17 protein-coding genes are annotated in these 18,160 nt (G+C 63.6%); 7 read left to right on the plus strand and 10 right to left on the minus strand.

From position 1 onward, the window contains the following. Nucleotides 1-75 precede the first annotated feature (75 nt). Together JQ628_RS28930 and JQ628_RS28935 are read left to right on the plus strand one after the other, a co-directional pair. Nucleotides 76-612: a cupin domain-containing protein gene (locus tag JQ628_RS28930; protein WP_212228332.1), complete on the plus strand. Its 537-nt coding sequence runs from the start codon at nucleotides 76-78 to the stop codon at nucleotides 610-612. A 167-nt stretch (nucleotides 613-779) separates the two neighbouring features. Then, the gene (locus tag JQ628_RS28935; protein WP_212228335.1) at nucleotides 780-2,687 is read left to right on the plus strand and encodes an acyltransferase family protein; all 1,908 of its coding nucleotides are present in this window, start codon (nucleotides 780-782) and stop codon (nucleotides 2,685-2,687) included. Here JQ628_RS28935 and JQ628_RS28940 read toward each other — a convergent pair. Then, the gene (locus JQ628_RS28940) at nucleotides 2,680-3,930 is read right to left on the minus strand and encodes a NupC/NupG family nucleoside CNT transporter (RefSeq protein WP_212228338.1); all 1,251 of its coding nucleotides are present in this window, start codon (nucleotides 3,928-3,930) and stop codon (nucleotides 2,680-2,682) included. The two genes, JQ628_RS28935 and JQ628_RS28940, sit on opposite strands and share 8 nt — an antisense overlap. A gap of 199 nt (nucleotides 3,931-4,129) precedes the next feature. Here JQ628_RS28940 and JQ628_RS28945 point away from each other — a divergent pair, with 199 nt between their 5' ends. The 3 genes from JQ628_RS28945 (at nucleotide 4,130) to JQ628_RS28955 (ending at nucleotide 6,014) form a co-directional block, all read left to right on the plus strand. Next, nucleotides 4,130-5,353: an MFS transporter gene (locus JQ628_RS28945; RefSeq protein ID WP_212228341.1), complete on the plus strand. Its 1,224-nt coding sequence runs from the start codon at nucleotides 4,130-4,132 to the stop codon at nucleotides 5,351-5,353. 75 nt (nucleotides 5,354-5,428) lie between these two features. Beyond that, nucleotides 5,429-5,716, plus strand: a complete 288-nt coding sequence (locus JQ628_RS28950) for a BrnT family toxin (RefSeq protein ID WP_212228343.1) — start codon at nucleotides 5,429-5,431, stop codon at nucleotides 5,714-5,716. Then, nucleotides 5,697-6,014, plus strand: a complete 318-nt coding sequence (locus JQ628_RS28955) for a BrnA antitoxin family protein (protein ID WP_212228345.1) — start codon at nucleotides 5,697-5,699, stop codon at nucleotides 6,012-6,014. The genes JQ628_RS28950 and JQ628_RS28955 overlap by 20 nt, the downstream gene beginning before the upstream one ends. 202 nt (nucleotides 6,015-6,216) lie before the next feature. Here the strand turns inward: JQ628_RS28955 and JQ628_RS28960 are convergent, their stop codons facing one another. Together JQ628_RS28960 and JQ628_RS28965 are read right to left on the minus strand one after the other, a co-directional pair. Further along, entirely contained in the window at nucleotides 6,217-6,981 is a 765-nt protein-coding gene (locus JQ628_RS28960; RefSeq protein WP_212228347.1) for an SDR family oxidoreductase, read from the minus strand. A 12-nt stretch (nucleotides 6,982-6,993) separates the two neighbouring features. Then, a complete protein-coding gene (locus JQ628_RS28965; RefSeq protein ID WP_212228355.1) occupies nucleotides 6,994-7,752 on the minus strand; it encodes a peptidase in 759 nt (252 codons plus the stop codon). Between the two features lie 170 nt (nucleotides 7,753-7,922). Here JQ628_RS28965 and JQ628_RS28970 point away from each other — a divergent pair, with 170 nt between their 5' ends. Further along, entirely contained in the window at nucleotides 7,923-8,330 is a 408-nt protein-coding gene (locus JQ628_RS28970; RefSeq protein WP_212228357.1) for a tetratricopeptide repeat protein, read from the plus strand. A gap of 25 nt (nucleotides 8,331-8,355) precedes the next feature. On the opposite strand, the gene JQ628_RS28975 is transcribed toward JQ628_RS28970, so the two are convergent. From JQ628_RS28975 to JQ628_RS28990, 4 genes are read right to left on the minus strand one after another with little or no spacing between them, the layout of a single operon-like run. Next, complete coding sequence (locus JQ628_RS28975; protein WP_212228359.1) at nucleotides 8,356-8,781, minus strand: carboxymuconolactone decarboxylase family protein; 426 nt, start codon at nucleotides 8,779-8,781, stop codon at nucleotides 8,356-8,358. A gap of 55 nt (nucleotides 8,782-8,836) precedes the next feature. After that, the gene (locus JQ628_RS28980) at nucleotides 8,837-9,025 is read right to left on the minus strand and encodes a hypothetical protein (RefSeq protein ID WP_249128558.1); all 189 of its coding nucleotides are present in this window, start codon (nucleotides 9,023-9,025) and stop codon (nucleotides 8,837-8,839) included. Further along, entirely contained in the window at nucleotides 9,022-10,185 is a 1,164-nt protein-coding gene (locus JQ628_RS28985; protein WP_212228362.1) for a PepSY-associated TM helix domain-containing protein, read from the minus strand. The genes JQ628_RS28980 and JQ628_RS28985 overlap by 4 nt, the downstream gene beginning before the upstream one ends. A 9-nt stretch (nucleotides 10,186-10,194) precedes the next feature. After that, nucleotides 10,195-12,597, minus strand: a complete 2,403-nt coding sequence (locus tag JQ628_RS28990; RefSeq protein WP_212228364.1) for a TonB-dependent siderophore receptor — start codon at nucleotides 12,595-12,597, stop codon at nucleotides 10,195-10,197. A 457-nt stretch (nucleotides 12,598-13,054) separates the two neighbouring features. On the opposite strand from JQ628_RS28990, the gene JQ628_RS28995 reads away from it, so the two are divergent. Beyond that, the gene (locus JQ628_RS28995; RefSeq protein WP_212228366.1) at nucleotides 13,055-14,659 is read left to right on the plus strand and encodes an ABC transporter substrate-binding protein; all 1,605 of its coding nucleotides are present in this window, start codon (nucleotides 13,055-13,057) and stop codon (nucleotides 14,657-14,659) included. A gap of 114 nt (nucleotides 14,660-14,773) precedes the next feature. On the opposite strand, the gene JQ628_RS29000 is transcribed toward JQ628_RS28995, so the two are convergent. The 3 genes from JQ628_RS29000 to JQ628_RS29010 all read right to left on the minus strand — a co-directional run bounded on the left by JQ628_RS29000 (nucleotide 14,774) and on the right by JQ628_RS29010 (nucleotide 18,089). Further along, a complete protein-coding gene (locus JQ628_RS29000) occupies nucleotides 14,774-15,616 on the minus strand; it encodes a transglutaminase family protein (protein WP_212228368.1) in 843 nt (280 codons plus the stop codon). 106 nt (nucleotides 15,617-15,722) lie between these two features. Beyond that, nucleotides 15,723-16,667 carry an alpha-E domain-containing protein gene (locus tag JQ628_RS29005; RefSeq protein ID WP_212228370.1) on the minus strand — a complete coding sequence of 315 codons (945 nt, stop codon included), beginning with the start codon at nucleotides 16,665-16,667 and terminating at the stop codon, nucleotides 15,723-15,725. Nucleotides 16,668-16,670: 3 nt separating this feature from the next. Beyond that, entirely contained in the window at nucleotides 16,671-18,089 is a 1,419-nt protein-coding gene (locus tag JQ628_RS29010) for a circularly permuted type 2 ATP-grasp protein (protein ID WP_212228372.1), read from the minus strand. Nucleotides 18,090-18,160: the final 71 nt, after the last annotated feature.

An 18,160-nucleotide genomic window follows, 5' to 3' on the forward strand; every position in this document is an offset into this window, starting at 1 on the left:
GCTTCGCTCTACCCACCCTACAAGTTCGAAATTTGTGTTAGCCTTCCCGCATCAATCGATAAGGGAGGAAACACAATGGCCAAAAAGGCGATATCGCGGGCCTCGGCCAAGACGGCCGTCAGGAAGAAATGGGCCGGCCACGGCACGTCGGCAAAGACCTCGGCGCGCAAGAAGATCAAGTCCAAGGGGCGCGGCACGCCGCTGAAGACCAAGGCAAAAGCGCGGCCGAAGCAAAGCATCGCGGTCAGCCATCACCGCGAGGAAGACTTCAAGGCTGACGGCCTGCGCACCTACGCAAAGTACCGCGACCTCGGCATATCGGTGGCGACCCATGGCCTCGCGCAGGCGCATGTGATCCGGCTGGTCGGGCCGTGCAATCCGGCTGAGGTCTCCAAGCTGCATTACCACGACGTCGAATTCCAGATGGTCTATGTGCTCAAGGGCTGGGTGAAGACCTGGATGGAAGGGCAGGGCGAGACGATGATGCGAGAAGGCAGCGCCTGGACGCAGCCACCGCGCATCAAACATCTGATCATGGACTATTCAGACGACGTCGAACTGCTGGAAGTGATTTTGCCGGCGGACTTCAAGACCGTCGAACTGGCGCAATGATGGGTCTCGCTTTTTCGTCATGGCCGGGCTTGACCCGGCCATCCACGTCTTTCTAAGCCGGTGCCGCAAAAGACGTGGATGCCGGGACGTCTAGCGCGAAGACGCGCTTCGCGCTTTTGCCCGGGCATGACCGATAAAGTGCGCGCGTGTTGAATTCCAAAAACTCTGTGAGACGCGACTACCGCGAGGACATCGACTGGCTGCGCGCCATTGCCGTGCTGGCGGTGGTGCTGTTTCACTTCGAGGTGCCGGGCATCTGGGGCGGCTTCGTCGGTGTCGACATCTTCTTCGTTATCTCGGGCTATCTCATCACCGGCATCATCCAGTCGGAGCTTGCGGCCGCCTCGTTTTCGTTTGCGCGCTTCTATGAGCGGCGCGTGCGGCGGCTGCTGCCGGCGCTCTATGCGATGGTGGCGCTGACGGCGATCCCGTCGTTCCATTATCTGCTGCCGTCCGAGCGCACCGAGTTCTTTCACTCGGTTGCCGCCGTCGTCACCTTCACCTCGAATTTCTTCTTCTGGTTCCAGACCGGCTATTTCGACCACGCGGCGGTGGAAAAGCCGCTGCTGCACACCTGGTCGCTGGCGGTGGAGGAGCAGTTTTACCTGGCGCTGCCGCTGCTGCTGTGGACGCTCGCGCGCCTGATGCCGGGCCGCCGCGCGGCGCTGCCGATATTGCTCGTGGTACTGACGATCGCCTCCTTTGCGCTCAGCGTCTGGCTGATGCGCCATGAACGCTCGGCCAACGCCTTCTTCATGAGCCCGCCGCGCGCCTGGGAATTTCTGGTCGGTGCGATCATCGCCGTGGAAGGTTTTCCTGTGCTGCGCAACGAGGTGGCACGAAAGATCGCGCGCGGAATTGCACTGGTCGTGCTGGCGATCCCGATCTTTTCGCTGCGGCAGGGATCGGGATTTCCCGGCCTCAACGCGGTCGCGCCATGCCTCGGCGCGGTGCTGTTCATCTGGAGCGGCATCGGCGTGCCCACGCAAAAGCGGGGGCCGTATTCGCCGTTTCATGTCGTCAGGTTCTTCGGCCAGATTTCCTATTCGCTGTATCTCTGGCACTGGCCGCTGTTCGCCTTCGCGCGCTTTTCGAAGAACAGCCTTGTGCTTGATGCCTTCGACAAGGTCGCGCTGTTCGCGTTGACGGTTTTGATCTCGTATCTGTCGTGGCGGTTCGTCGAACAGCCGTTTCGTGAGCGGACGCTGGCGCCGACGCGCGGCGCGGCTTTTGCCGGCGCGCTTTTCGCTTCGCTGCTGCTGATCGGCGGCAGTGTGGCGGGCGCCTTGTGGAGCAGGACGGGAGCCGCCGATCAGATTGCGTCGCGGCTCGAGGCTTACGACACCTACAAGTTCGAGCCGTTCTACCGTTCCGGCCATTGCTTCAATCCGGCGAGCGGCGTGTTCGCCGACGATTGTCTGAAACTTGCGCCCGGCAAGGCCAACGTGCTGCTGTGGGGCGACAGCCTTGCGGCGCATTATTTTCACGGGCTGAGCAAGGCGGCCGATCCGCAATCGGTGAACATCCTGCAAGCGACGCAGGCTGCATGCATGCCGACCTTCAACGCGGCGGCGCAGTTTCTGGCGGCGTGCCGCAACATTGCTGCGCAGATGGCGGCGTTCTTCCGCGACAACAAGCCTGACCTCGTAATCCTGTCGGGAGACTGGCTGGAATATGCCCGCCCGCCGCGCTTCGAGGGGATGGTCGCTGACTTGCGAAACACCATTGCCGATCTCAACCGCCATGGCATTCGCGTGGTGCTGCTCGGTCCATCCGTGCAGTTCAAGGGCCGGCTGCCGCCGATGCTGCTGCGCCTTCACTTGCGGAATGCGGAGGCGCGCGCGGACGATCTGCTGTTGCCGGATGCATTTTCGCTCGATGCCAGGATGCGAGCGGCGCTGCCGAAGGGCGAGCGGTTTACCTATGTGTCGGTGCTGAGCGCCATGTGCCCGGCGCGGCAATGCCCTGTTACCGTCGATGACGACGTGCCGCTGGCGTGGGATCACGCGCATCTGACGGCGGAAGGATCTGACGCGGTGATGCAGCGGCTGGCGTGGCAGTTGGGGCTTAAGTAAGAATCCCCACAATCGCCCCCATCAGACACGTCGACAGCGTGCCCGAGACGATCGACTTGAGCCCCAACGCATTGATCTCCTCGCGGCGTTCGGGCGCCATGGTGCCGAGGCCGCCGATCATGATGCCGAGGCTGGCGAAATTGGCGAAGCCGCACATCGCATAGAGCATGATCAGGCGCGAGCGCGGGTCGAGCGCTTCGGGACCAAGTTTCGAAAATTCGACATAGGCGATCAGCTCGTTCAGCACCGTCTTGGTGCCCATCAGGCTGCCGGCGGTGATCGCCTGCGGCCAGGGCAGGCCCATCAGCCAGCACACCGGCGCCATCAAATAGCCGAGCAGCCGCTGCCATGACAGCTTGGCGCCGCCGATCTCCGGCAACAGGCCGAGGATCGCGTTGGCGAGATAGACCAGCGCGACCAGCACCAGCAGCATCGCGACGATGTTGAGCAGCAGCTCCAGTCCGGACTTTGTGCCCCTGACGATTGCATCCATCGTGCTGGAGGCCTCCGCTTCCGGATTCTCCAGCGTGCCGCCGGTGCGTTTTTCGTCGGTCTCCGGCACCATGATCAGGCTGATGAGAATTGCGGCGGGCGCGCCGAGCACGGAGGCGATTACGAAATGCGCCGCCGAGTCCGGAATCAGCGGCGCGAGCAGCGTGGCGTAGAGCACCAGCACGGTGCCGGCGATGCCGGCCATGCCGCCGGTCATCACCATGAACAGTTCGGCGCGCGTGAGCTTTGCAAGATAGGGGCGGATGAACAGCGGCGCTTCCACCATGCCGAGGAAGATGTTGGCGGCGGCCGACAGCCCGACCGCGCCGCCGATTCGAAGCGTGCGCTCCAGCAGCCAGGCCATGCCGCGCACGACCGGCGGCAGGATGCGCCAGTAGAACAACAGCGTGGTCAGCACGCTCATCACGAGGATGATCGGCAGCGCCTGGAAGGCGAGGACGAAATCCGCACCCGGCGCCTTCAGATCGAAGGGCAGGGGACCGCCGCCGATATAGCCGAACACGAACGAGGTGCCGGCGCGCGAGGCCGCCGAAATCGTGTTGACGGCGTCATTGATGGCGCCGAAAGCGCGCGCCACCACCGGCAGTTTCAGCAGCACCAGCGCGGTGACGAGGGTGACGGCAAGGCCGATGACGGCCTGACGCAGCGAGACGGCGCGGCGGTTCTCGCTCAACGCCCAGGCGATCATGAGCAACGCCAGTACGCCGAACGCCGATTGCAGTTGCAGCATGAATCCCCCAGGGCATTCGCAGCGATTATGCCAGCGTCGCGCGGCCGCGCAATCCCGTGTTGCGTAAGCGTGATGACGATTCGTCATCACGCTTATCTTTCTGTTTGAGCATGATCTTTTCCGAAAACCGGTCCCCACTTTACGGGATCATGCCCGCACGGCCGTTGACATCGGCGCACGGCTCAGTCACCCGTGATGCATGTCCTCGACGACATCAGTCGCCGCCTCCGACCTGCTCAGGCACAGGTCGTTCCTGTTTTTCCTGCTCTCGCGCAGCCTTTCCCGTTTTGCCGGCATGATGGCGGCGGTCGCGATCGGCTGGCAGCTCTATGCCATCACCGGCAGCGCGTTCGACCTCGGCATGGTCGGCCTGGTGCAGTTCCTCCCCACGGCGCTGCTTGTGTTCGTCGCGGGCCATGCCGCCGATCGCTTTGAGCGCAAGCGCGTGGTGCAGCTTTGCCAGGTCGTCGAAGCGCTGACCGCGCTGTTCCTCGCGGTCAGCACCTATATGGGCTGCCTCAACCCTTTGCAGATCTACCTCGCGACCTTCGTGATCGGCATCGCCGGCGCGTTCGAAAGCCCGGCAATCGCGGCACTGCTGCCGCTGGTCACGCCGCAGGGTTCGCTGCAGCGGGCCACCGCGATCTCAAGCGGCGCAGGGCAGATCGCCGTCATCACCGGTCCTGCGCTCGGCGGGCTCGCTTACGCTTTCGCGCCGAGCCTGCCTTACGCCATCGTCGTCGTGTTCTGGCTGGCCGGCGCGATCCTGACTGGCGCTATTGTGGTGATCGCACAGGGGCCGAAGGAAGAGACGTCGTCCGACGACGACCTTTATGCCGGCGTCAGATTCATCCGCAGCAACCCGGCGATCCTCGGCACCATCTCGCTCGACCTGTTCGCGGTGCTGTTCGGCGGCGTCGTCGCGCTGCTGCCGATCTATGCCAGCGACATCCTCCAGACCGGCCCGCTCGGCCTCGGTATTTTACGGGCAGCTCCTGCGGTCGGGGCGCTGCTGATGACCGCATGGCTGGCGCATCACAGCATCACCAGCCATGTCGGCTTGCGGATGTTCCAGGCCGTCATCGTGTTCGGCGCGGCCACGGTGGTATTCGCACTGTCGCAATGGATGTGGCTGTCGGTGCTGGCGCTCGCTCTGCTGGGCGCGGCCGACGTCGTCAGCGTCGTGATCCGCTTCTCGCTGGTGCAACTCGCCACGCCCGACGACATGCGCGGCCGCGTCGGCGCGGTGAATTTCCTCTTCATCAACGCCTCCAACCAACTCGGCCAGTTCGAAAGCGGCGTCACCGCCGCGCTGTTCGGCACCGTGCCCGCCGCGGTGCTCGGCGGCGTCGGCACTATCGCCATTGCGCTATTGTGGATGAGGCTGTTTCCGTCGCTGCGGAAGGTGGAGCGGCTGGAGTAGGGCGCGAGCCTTCTGGATTGACACGCGGCCGCTGTAACGCCATATTTGTAGTTACAAAATGAAGGGCGGCGTCGGTTGCGGTGGACGTGGGACTCGAAGAAGGCAGCCGCGAACCGCATCAAGCACGGCGTGTCATTCGAAACGGCTGTTCTGGTGTTTGACGATCCGCTGCATGCGTCACGGCCGGATTCGCATCCGGATGGCGACCGTTGGCAGACGGTGGGACTCGTTGGGCGAGTCCTGCTGCTGGTCGTCCACACGTGGCCGGAGGCGGAAGCCGAAGAGGGGCCGGTCGCCCGAATTGTCAGCGCTCGCAAAGCCACCGCGCACGAAAGGAAGGTCTATGAAGAAGGCGATTTCTAAGCGATTGACACGTGAGCAGTTGGCCGAGCTCAAGTCACTTGCTGCTTTGCCGGACGATGCGATCGACACCTCGGATGCGCCGGAATTTTCCGACTGGTCCGGTGCCAAGCGAGGCCTGTTCTACCGACCCGTCAAGCAGCAACTCACGCTTCGTCTCGATGCCGACGTGGTCGCCTGGTTCAAGCGACAGACGCGTTCCGGTGAGGGCTATCAGACACGCATTAACCGGGCATTGCGTGAGTACGTACAGGGACAGGCGGTCAAGCGCCGACGCTCCCGGACTTCACGACGCGCGTGAGGATTTGTTGGCCGGCGCTGCGGAAGGTGGAGCGGCTGGAATAGGGGCCGCGTCACCTCGCCCCGCTTGCGGGGAGAGGTCGGATCGCATCGCCGATGCGATCCGGGTGAGGGGGAGCCTCCGCGAATCCTTCTGCTGGTTGAGTTTGCGGAGCGAGCCCCTCATCCCGACCTTCTCCCCGCAAGCGGGGAGAAGGGGAAGATCAACCCCGTCCCACGAACGGCATCTTCGTGGCCATGACCGTCATGAACAGCACGTTGGCATCGAGCGGCAGGCCTGCCATGTAGGCCACTGCATCGCCGACCGCCTTCGCATCCATGCGCGGCTCGTGCTTCATGGTGCCGTCGGGCTGCATCACGCCGGGGCCGGCGACCATGCGGTCGGTCATCGGGGTTGCGGCATTGCCGATGTCGACCTGGCCGACGGCGATGTCGTATTTACGGCCGTCGAGATTGCTCGACTTGGTCAGGCCCGTGATGGCGTGCTTGGTGGAGGTGTAGGCCGACGAATACGGGCGCGGTGCGTGCGCGGAGATCGAGCCGTTGTTGATGATGCGGCCGCCGCGCGGGGTCTGGTCCTTCATGATGCGGAAGGCGTGCTGGGTGCACAGGAACGGGCCCGTGAGGTTGGTGTTCACCACCGCCTGCCACTGCTCGAGCGGGAGATCCTCGAAATTCACCGGCGGTGCGCCCATGCCCGCATTGTTGAAGAGCACGTCGAGGCGGCCGTAGGTGGTCTTCACCTTGTCGAACAGCGCGGCGATCGAGGCGGGGTCGGTCATGTCGGCGGAGACGCACAGGCTCTTGCCGACATTGTCGCCGAGTTTCTTGGTCTCCTCCAGCATCTCCATGCGGCGGCCGGCGAGCACTACGGTATAGCCTGCATTCATCAGCGCCAGCGACGCGGCGCGTCCGACACCGGTGCCGGCACCGGTGACGACGGCGATCTTTTCGTTAGCCTCGGCCATTTCCTCTGTCCTTTACTTCTTTGCTTCTGTTTCGGTCTTGTACGGTGGTCTTGGAATATTCTGGTGCGCCGCGCGCAGCGCCGCGGACCAGCGCGAGCGCAAATCGTGGAAATAGGGCTCGCCAGCCTCGATGCGGTGATTGAGGTCGGCCTCGCAGGCATCCGTGCGCACCACCAGCACGTCGATCGGAAGCCCGACGCCGAGATTGGAGCGCATCGTGGAGTCCATCGAGATCAGGCCGGTCTTGAGCGCGTCATAGAGCTCGACGTCGTAATGCATGGCGCGGTCGAGCACCGGCTTGCCGTATTTGTGCTCGCCGATCTGCAAATAGGGCGTGTCGGTGGTGCATTCGATGAAATTGCCGGCGGTGTAGACCATGAACAGCCGCATCCGCGCGCCCTTGATCTGGCCGCCGAACAGGAAGGATACGTCGAAACTGACGTCCTCGGCCTTCAGGGCCGCGCCTTCGGCGGCGTGGACGAGGCGGATCGCCTTGCCAATGCGCTGCGCGGCCTGGAACATGGTCGGCGCATTCATCAGCGTCTCGAGCTCGCCGGTATCGGGGTTTTCCATGCCCTCGTTGAGGGTGGACAGCACCGATTGGCTGATGGCGAGATTGCCCGCGGTGGCGATTGCCACGATGCGCTCGCCGGGGTTTGCATAGACGTGCAGCTTGCGGAAGGTCGAGATGTTGTCGAGGCCGGCATTGGTGCGGGTGTCCGCGATCATGACCAAGCCGTCACGCACCAGCACACCGCAACAATAGGTCATTCCAGCTCATCCCCAAACCGCCGAAAGATCGGCGGCGCAACTGATAGCGAATTTCAGGGGGGCCTCCAACCCCAATTCCCGGTCCAATCCCGGGCTCAATCCCCGGCTCAATCCCCCTTGGCGCGGCCATGCCCGGACGGCTAGAAATTGAACACGGGCAGGGGGAACAGATGCGCAAATCGATCCTGATCGCTGCCGCAATCGCTGTGCTGGCAGGCACGTCCATGGCTTTTTCCACGGCTTCTTTCAAGGCTTGGGCCGGGCCGTGGGAAGATGGCATGGCGGCCTATAACCGCGGCGACTATGTGCCGGCGATAAAACTGTTCCGTCCGCTCGCGCAAGCCGGCAATGCGAAGGCGCAAAGCGTGATGGGCGTGATGTACCGCAAGGGCCAGGGCGTCGCCCGCAGCTCGGCGCGCGCCTTCATGTGGTTCAGCCTCGCCGCCGCGCGGGGCGATGCCAAGGCGAAGGCCGAATTGGCCGAGGTGTCAAAAGAGATGACGCCGGCGGATATCGCCCATGCAAGGGAGATGATGCAGGCGTGCGAGGCCTCGAACTATCGCGATTGCGCGTATTGACCGCGCGACGATCGGCGCCAGATGGTTACGATTCCGCGGTTCGTCCTGCCGGTGCATCGACGAGAAACGCATCGTCGACGGGCACGCCGAGCGCGGTAACGAGCCGGTTGGTCTCTGCGGCCATGCCGATGATTGCAATCATCTCGCGATACTCGGCCGCGGTCATGCCCTTGGCCCGGGCGCTGGCCGTATGGGAATGAATGCAGTAGCTACAGTCTTGGGCAACCGAAACCGCCACGTAGAGCATTTCCTTGACCTTGGGCTCCAGTGCGCCCGGCGCCATCACTTCCTTGATGCTCTCCCAGGTCCGGCGCAGCGTCTTCGGATCGTGGGCCAGCGCACGCCAGAAGTTGTTGACGAAATCCGACTGCCGCGTTTTGCGAATGTCGTCGAAGACGGCGCGCGCCTCGCTCGAAAGTTCATCATCGGAAAGCAGCTTGACGGTCGCCATGGGCTATCTCTCGGGTCTGTTGCAAGGCGCCGCCATTATAGCACGGGCGTGCCTTCTATCGCGCCCGGACCGAGAGCTTCCAGATCAGCACGGCCAGCGGGATCGCCATCGCGAACCACGACAAGGCGTCCCAGCCGTCATTGCCGAACAACGCCGATATCAATCCGACCGCGGTTAGCGCGCCGAGCCAGATCGGCCAGCGAAAGATCTCGCCGGCGCCATAGCGCACAGGACGCGTCATCATGAACCTTGCAGCGACGGCGCCGCGCCGACCGGCGTCTGGATTATCGCGTCGGGCCGGGCGATCTTGCGCTTGCCGAGCCAGAGATAGATACCGCTCGCCAGCACCACGATGGTGGCGAGGTCGAGCAGCGCCCAGATGATCTTCAGCGGCATGCCGCCATAATCGCCAAAGTGCAGCGGCCGCGACACTTGCAGCGCGCGCAGATACCACGGCAGCCCCTTGGCGGTGACGAGCTGTCCGCTCTCCGCATCGATCAACGCCGGCGTGAACAGGCGCGAGGTGATCGGCGTCGTTCCCTTGGTCCAGATCAGGAAGTGGCGCGGCGTGCCGAACGGCGCCTCGGTCGGCAGCACGACGCTGAGCAGCGTGTTCTCGCTGAGCGCGCCGCGGGCCTGTGCGACGGCTACGTCGATCGAGGCCAGCTTCGTCGGCAGCGGCTTGCCCCGGTAGGGCGCGAGCAGCCCGGGCATGATGTCGGCGCGCCAGGCCGTGAACAGCGGCAGCGAGATCGTGTTGATGATGCCGGTCACGCCGACGGCGGTGATCCACACCAGCGTCACCGCGCCGATCAGATTGTGCATATCGAGCCACCTGACACGCCGCGCGGCCTGCCGCCGCACCGCGCCGAATTCGAGCTTGCGCATGAACGGCGCGTACAGCACGACGCCGGAAACGATGGCAACGACGAACAGCAGGCCCATCACGCCGAGGAACAGTTCGCCCGGCAATCCCAAAAACATGTCGCGGTGGAAGATGCGGATCGCCCGCATCAGGCCGCCTTCCTGTGCATCCTCTTGCAGCAGTTCAGCGGTTCGTGAATCGAACGAGAGCTTCAGGAACCGTTTGCCGGGAACGGGCAGCGCCGTCTCCGACAGGAACACGTTGACGATGTTGGCGCGGTCCTGGTCGAAACCGACGATCTGGACGAAGCGCTGCGGGTAGCGCGCCCTTGCCGTCTCGACCAGCCTGTCGAGCGGCGCCTGCGGGGTACCGGCAGGCAAGTCGCGGGCGGAGATGCCGTCCGTATCGAAGAAGTCGTCGATCTCGTCGTGGAAAATCAGCGGCAATCCCGTGATGCAGAGCATCAGGAGGAACAGCGTGCAGATCAGGCTGGTCCACTTATGGACCCGCGACCACCATTTGACCGACTGTGCCGTCATTCAGCTCTCCTACCACCGATAGGTGACAGTTCCCAGCACCGTGCGGCCCATGGCCCAGCGGCAGCCGCCGGCGGTGCATAACGAGACATATTTCTTGTCGAAGACATTTTGCGCATTGATCGCCGCGCTCAGTCCCTTCCATTCCGGCCGCGCCATGCCGAAATCGTACGAGACCATGGCGTCGAAGGTGGTGTTGGCCGGCACCTTGTTGGCGAGAACAAGCTGCCCGGGCACCATCGTCGGGACCATGAGATTGTTCGCGTCGGTGGTGTAGACGTCGTGGACATAGCGCACGCCGCCGCCGAAGCCGAACCCGGCCACCGGGCCGCCCTGCACGACATAATTGGCCCAAAGCGCGGCCGTATGCATCGGCGTGTTCGCCAGCACCCGGCCGTAATTGACGTCGCCCCGCCCGGTGATCCGGTTGTCGAGATACGAGTACTGCCCACGGATGTTCAGGCCCGGGATGGGGCTGCCGACCATCGATCCTTCGAAACCGCGCGAGGTGACTTCGCCGATCTGGATCGTGGTGTTCGGGGGAATGTTGGGGCCGGTAACGGCCGACGGCACGTTCTCCCGCTTCAGTTCGTAGCCGGCGGCGGTGAACAGCAGGTTGTAGCCGGGAGGCTGGTACTTGATACCGCCTTCGATCTGTTCGCCCGTGGTTGGCCTGTATGGCTGACCGCTGAGCAGCAAGCCGACGCTGGTCGGCTGGAACGAGGTCGACCAGCTCACATAAGGCGCAACGCCGCTGTCGAAATTGTAGATCGCGCCGACCCGGCCCGACAGCTTTTCGTCGTCGTTGATGACGCGCGAACCGAGATTTAGCGTGTTGCCTTGCGCCCAATCGAAGCGAGCGCCGCCGAGGAAAGTCAGCTTGCCGAGCTTGACCTCGTCCTGCACGTAGATGCCGCGCTGCTGGAGCACCTGGTCTTGCCACTGGAACGGGTTGGGCGGACCCACGATGTTCTGGTTGTAGTTCGGCTCCAGAATGTCCAGCCTGTTGCTGGCCGGAAGGGGAGCGGCGAATTTCGCGTAATTGTTGAACTCGAAGCGCTGGTAATCGAAGCCGGCCAGCACGGTGTGCAGCAGCGGACCCATGTTGAATTTGGTCTGAAGCTGGGTGTCGACCGCAAGCGTGTCGAGGTTTTCGTCGGTCTGGAAGTAGTTCCGGTTGATGGTGCGGCCATCGAGCAGCCGCAGCGTCGGACCGGCGCCGGTGGTGACGAAACTGCTGGGCTGCACTTCCTTGTAATTGACCTCATTGTGGAGATAGCGGACGTTCTGGCGCACCGTGAACGTCTCGTTGAAGCGGTGCTCGAACTCGTAGCCGACGGTGGCCTGCTTGTATTGCAGGCTGTTGTACTTCAAGTCGCCGAGGAACATGTTGCGCGGAATTTCCCCGAAGGTGCCCGGCACCAGCGTGCCCTGGATCGGCAGCAGCGCATAGGCGCCGCCCTTCGGATCCTGCCGGTAGCTCGACAGGAACGTGATGGTCGTGTCGAGGTCCGGGCGCCAGGTCAGCGCAGGCGCGATCGCAAAACGCTGTTCGCCGACATAGTCGACCTGCGTATTGGCGTTGAGGCCGAGGCCGGTGACGCGGTAGAGCAGGCTCTTTTCCTTGTCGAGCGGGCCGCCGACGTCGAAGGCGCCCTGGATGCGGTCGAACGAACCGCCCTGTAGCACGACTTCGCCGAAGGCATAGTCCGTCGGGCGCTTGCTGACCATGTTGAGGATGCCGCCCGGAGAAGCGGCGCCATAAAGGATCGACGCCGGACCGGTGATGAGCTCGGCGCGCTCGAGGAAGTACGGATCGATACGGGGGAAGCCGAACGGACCGCCCGCCAGGCGGAGGCCGTCGAGATATTGCTCGACGGTGAAACCGCGCGCGTTGATGGTCTGGAAACGGAAGTCGGTGTCGTTGCTGAAATAGACGCCAGGCACATAGCGGAGCATGTCGCGGATGCTCTGCGATTGCCGCGTGTCGATCTCCTCGCGGGTGATGACGGTGACGGAAGCGGGCGTCGAGATGATCGGCGAGTCCGTCTTGGTGGCGCCGGAGGCGCGGCCGGCGACGAAGCCTCGCGTGGCAGCATTGACGCGCTCGGCGGTCGACACCAGCGGCTGCGGCGCCGTCTGCTGCGCCCCCGGATTGGCCGCCGGCTGGCTGCGGCGGGCCTCGGTGGCGCGGCGTGCGGCCGCGCTGCGCCGTGGTGTGGCGCGTTGCGCGCGCTGGGCCGGCGCATCGACGCTGACGGGCGGCAGCGCGGTGACGCCGGATTGGCCGCTGCCCTGTGCTGCCGCCTGCGAGGCGGAAAGCAACAGGCCGGCCAGCGCCAGCGCGCTGGCGGTGCTGTTGAAGAATCCAAGCGAAATTGCACGACGCGTTGCGCCGTGTGCGATCAGTTGCATGCCGTGCCCCCATCGGCGAACGCAGCACGCAGGAGCACCTAATCCCCAACCCAACGCAACGTTCGCGACAATTCGTCTCTAGGTTCCGCAATCGTGCGCGTCGAGACGGTGCGGCTTTGAATCACTCAAAACAGTTGACTTCGGATTTTTAGAACGCTTCGAAATCATTCGATAAGTGACGACGGTGCTTTTGATTCTTCGGCGAAGATCGATTGCCGCCGGTCGCTGCGCGAATACAAATCCATCGGCAAGCGTGACAAAGATGGCGCACTCCTGCGAACGCGACACGCGCGAACGGAGAACTTTGTCGAGCAAATTGCGCGATGAGGTTTGTCGATCTCTGCGTTAGAATGTCTCGACTTCGCGTATTCCGTGCAGTGGAACAGCAATGCAAGGGCGCGGATTGTGCCGCCGCACCGGCAGTCCTATAAAAAGAAAAAACGACAGGGGAGGTCGCATGACGAGCAGCCGGCTATCACGAGTGGCATGCGCCGCTGTCATCGGCATCGCGCTCATCGCCGCCGCGCCGGCATCGGCGCAGAAGAAGGGCGGCACGCTGCGGCTCTATCACAACGACAATCCGCCTTCGACCTCGCTGCTGGAAGAATCGACCATCGCGTCGGTGATGCCGTTCGCGGCTGTCTTCAACAATCTAGTGGTGTTCGATCCGACCAAGCCGCATGAGAGCCTCGAGACGGTCATCCCGGATCTTGCCGAAAGCTGGTCGTGGGATTCCACCAACACAAAGCTGACATTCAAGCTGCGGCAGGGCGTGAAGTGGCACGACGGCCAGCCGTTCACCGCCAGGGACGTGCAGTGCACCTGGCGGATGCTGATCGGCAAGACCGAGACCCAGGATTTCAAGCGCAATCCGCGCAAGGTCTGGTACACGAAACTCAAGGACGTCAGCATCAACGGCGATCACGAGGCGACGTTCGAACTGAGCGAGCCGCAGCCGGGGCTGCTGGCGCTGCTCGCCAGCGCGTTCTCGCCGGTCTATCCCTGCCATGCGGCGCAGCAGGTGATGCGAACGAAACCTGTCGGCACCGGGCCGTTCAAATTCGTCGAGTTCAAGCGCGGCGAATCGATCAGGCTGGTGCGCAACCCCGATTACTTCAAGAAGGACCGGCCGTATCTGGACGAGATCGCGGTGCGCACCATCGACAGCCGCGCCACCCGCATGCTGGCGTTTGCTACAGGCGAGTTCGACATCACCTTTCCCTCCGATGTCAGCGTGCCCCTGATGAAGGACATCAAGGCGCGCGCGCCGAACGCGATCTGCGAAATGACGACGACCGGCGTGCTGACCAATCTGATGGTCAACCGCGCCAACCCGCCGTTCGACAATCCCGACATCCGAAAGGCGATGTCGCTGGCGCTCGACCGCGCGGCGTTCAACACCATTCTGATGGAAGGGCAGGCGCGGATGGGCGGGGCCATGCTGCCTCAGGAAGAGGGCGAGTGGGGCATGCCGGCGGAAATGCTGGCGCAACTAACGGGCTACGGACCCGACACGGCGAAGAACCTCGCCGAAGCGCAGGCGATCATGCAAAAGCTCGGCTACAGCGATGCAAGGCCGCTGGCGATCAAGATCCAGACGCGCAACCTGCCGACCTATCGCGATCCCGCCGTCATCCTCACCGACCAGTTGAAGAAGATCTACATCAACTCCGAACTCGACATTCTCGACACGCCGCGCTGGTACGCAAAACTTCAGCGCAAGGATTACACGATCGGGCTCAATCTCACCGGCGTTTCCGTCGACGATCCCGACGGCAACATCGTCGAGAACTATTCCTGCAATTCCGAGCGCAACTACACCCAGTATTGCAACGCCGAGGTCGACAAGCTGCTGGCGGCGCAGTCGCGGGAACTCGACCGCGAGAAGCGGCGAAAAATCGTCTGGGACATCGAGCGCATCCTGGTCGAGGATGCTGCGCGGCCGGTGATCCAGCACAACACGGCCGCCAATTGCTGGCAGCCATATGTGAAGAATTTCAAGCCGCACAGCAACAGCCAGTACAACAACGTGCGGTTCGAGGACGTGTGGCTGGATAAGTGACGGCTCCTCATGGTGAGGAGCGCGTCTTCGCGCGTCTCGAACCATGTGGCCACAGGCTGGCCTGCATCCTTCGAGACGCCGCGAAGACGCGGCTCCTCAGGATGAGGGGGGAGTCTATTCCTGCGATTGGCTCTGCCACTGGCCGGGGCGGCCGGCCTGGTCGACTTTGACCGCCACCGTCAGCGTCTCATTGCCGCCGCCATAGCGGGTGCCGCGCACGGGGGCGGCGCCGAGATAGTCGAGGCCGACCGCGATGCGGGCATGCGCGTCAGTGGTGCAGATGCCGTTGGCGGCGTCAAAGCCGACCCAGCCTAAATCAGGCACGAAGGCTTCGGCCCAGGCATGGCCGGACTGCTGGTTGACGGTGCCGTCGGAGCGCAAAAAATGCCCGGAGACGAAGCGCGCCGGCACGCCGCCGGAGCGCGCGCAGGCGATGAAGATGTGGGCGTAGTCCTGGCAGACGCCGCGCTTGAGCGCAAAGGCCTCCGCGGCCGAGGTGCCGCTGTTGGTCGGATCCTCGTCGAACGTCATGTGCTCGTTGATCTGCACCATCAGGGCATGCAGGAAGCCGAGCACGTCGTCGCCGGATTCGGCGCGCAGCTCGCGCGCAAAGGTCGCCATCGCCGGGTTGACCCTGGTCAGGTCGGTGGAGCGCAGGAACAGGCTCGGCGGAAAACGCTCGTCGGTGCCGCGCAGCACGCCGCCGGTGTCGTGGGTTTCGATCAGGCCGCCGACGTCGACGGTGAGTTCGGACACGGCGCCATGCGTCAGCACATGGGTGACGTTGCCGAAAGCGTCCTCGTGCACGTCGAGCCGGGAGTCGGTGGAGACGTCGATCTGCCAGTCGGCGACATATTGCCCGTCATGGCTGCCCGGGGTCATGCGCAGGATCTGGATCACGCCGGTCGCGGGCGGATCGTAGCGGTAGCTGGTGGAATGGGAGATTCGCAGACGCATGGTGTGCCCAGTTCTTCTTCGCAGTCATTCCGGGGCGCGTAGCGAACCCGGAATCTCGAGATTCCGGGTCAGGCGCTGCGCGCGGTCCCGGAATGACGGTAAACCGTCAGATCAAATACTGCCTGGTGATGATCTCGCCAAGCCGGGAATTGTCCGCGAGGAACTCCTGGATGAACTCGTGCACGCCGTGCTGGAAGATGTCGTCCATGTTGCTGTGCTCGAGCCGGTTGCGGATGCCGCGGGCATGGCGCTGCGAGGGCCCCTGGCGGCCATAGGCGACGCCGATCTGGTCGAGGTTCCGCACGAGATTGCCGTAGCAGCTCGCCAGCGAGCGCGGCAGGGTGTCGTTGAGGATCAGCAGGTCCGCGATCAGCCAGGGCTTCAGCGTCTCGCGATAGACCCAGTGATAGGCGGTCAGCGCCGAGACCGAGCGCAGGATCGAGGTCCACTGGTAGTAATCGAGCGGGCCGCCGACATGTTCCTCCTCCGGCAGCAGCACGTGATATTTCACGTCGAGAATGCGCGCGGTGTTGTCGGCGCGCTCGAGATGCAGGCCGAGGCGGGAGAACCAGTAGGCGTCATTGCGCAGCATGGTGCGGTAGGCCGAGCCGTCGAAGCGCAGCGAGGTCTCCTGCACGAAGCGCAGGAATTTTGCCAGCTCCTCGCGCGAGGCGGTGCCTTTGCTCCAGACTTCCTGTAGCTCGAGCCAGGCGCCGTTGATGGTATCCCACATTTCGCTGGTGAGCGCGGTGCGCACCGAGCGGGCATTGAGCCGCGCATTCTCGATGCAGTTCTTGATTGAGGAGGGGTTGGCCGTCGAAAACGACAGATATTCGACGACGTTCGCCTCGGTGGCTTCCTGGTAATTTTCGTGGAAGCTGGCGCTGACGCCGGCGGTCAGCAGCGCGGATTCCCACTCATTGGTCTTGCCGATATAGGCGGCCGGCAGCGCGGTGACGCGCAGGGTGGCGTCGATGGTGCGCGCGATATATTCGGCGCGCTCGACGGAGCGGGCCAGCCAGTACAGGTTTTCGGCGGTGCGCGACAGCATGCGTTACTCGTCCAGAATCCAGGTGTCCTTGGTGCCGCCGCCCTGGCTGGAATTCACCACCAGCGAGCCTTCCTTCAGCGCCACACGGGTGAGTCCACCCGGCACGATGGTGGTCGTCTGGCTACCGGTCAGCACGAACGGACGCAGGTCGACGTGGCGCGGCGCAAGTCCGCTAGCCGTGCAGGTCGGGCAGGTGGAGAGCGCCAGCGTCGGCTGGGCGATAAAGCCCTCGGGCTCGCGCTTCAATTTGTCGCGGAATGCCTCGATGGTGGCCTTGGTGGCGGCCGGCCCTATCAGCATGCCGTAGCCGCCGGAGCCGTGCACTTCCTTCACCACGAGATCGCTGAGATTGTCGAGCACGTAGGAGAGATCCTTCGGCTCGCGGCAGCGCCAGGTCTGCACGTTCTTCAGGATCGGCTCTTCGCTCAGATAGAATTTCACGATCTCCGGCATGTAGGAATAGATCGCCTTGTCGTCGGAGATGCCGGTGCCGACCGCGTTCGCCAGCGTGATGTTGCCGGCGGCATAGGCCGACATCAGCCCGGGCACGCCCAGCACGGAATCGGGGCGGAAGGTGAGGGGATCGAGGAAATCGTCGTCCAGCCTGCGGTAGATAACATCGACGCGCTTCAGCCCCTCGGTGGTGCGCATGAAGACCTCATCGTTCTTGACGATGAGGTCGCGGCCTTCGACCAGTTCGATGCCGAGCTTGTCGGCGAGGAAGGAGTGCTCGTAATAGGCGGAATTGTAGACGCCGGGGGTGAGCAGGGCGACCGTCGGCTCCGATGAGGCACTATTCGGCGCCACCGATCGCAGCGTCGAAAGCAGCGCATCCGGATAGCGTTCCACCGGCGCGACGCGGTGGCGGGCAAACAGGTCCGGAAACAGCCGCATCATGATTTCGCGGTTTTCCAGCATATAGGAGACCCCGGAGGGGGTGCGCGCATTGTCCTCCAGCACGATGAAATGGTTCGGATCGGTCCGGACGATGTCGATGCCGGCGATGTGGACGTAGACGTCGTGCGGCACGCTCTGCCCGTTCATCTCGGGCCGGAACACGTCGTTCTGGAAGATCAAATCCTCGGGGATGATGTTGGCGCGCAGGATGTCGCGGCCGTGATAGATGTCGCGCAGGAACATGTTGAGCGCGCGGACCCGCTGCTTCAGGCCCTTTTCCAGGATCGTCCATTCCTTGCCCGACATGATGCGCGGAATCACATCGAAGGGGATGAGACGCTCCTGGGCTTCGGAATCGCCATAGACTGCGAAGGTGATGCCGATCCGCCGGAACAAGAGTTCGGCTTCCTGGCGGCGGTATTCCAGCGCTTCCGGCGGCGTCTCATCGAGCCAGCGGGAGAGTTCCTGATAGGCCGGGCGGAGATCGCCGCCGGGGCCGTTCATCTCATCGAACGCAACTGCCATAAACTCGACCCGTCCCCCTAAGTCGTTCTGGAGAGTGCATGACTTGACGGGATGGTAGCAAGGCCCGGGCC

It is taken from the genome of Bradyrhizobium lablabi, assembly GCF_018129385.1.
GTDB classification, from domain to species: Bacteria; Pseudomonadota; Alphaproteobacteria; order Rhizobiales; family Xanthobacteraceae; genus Bradyrhizobium; species Bradyrhizobium lablabi_C.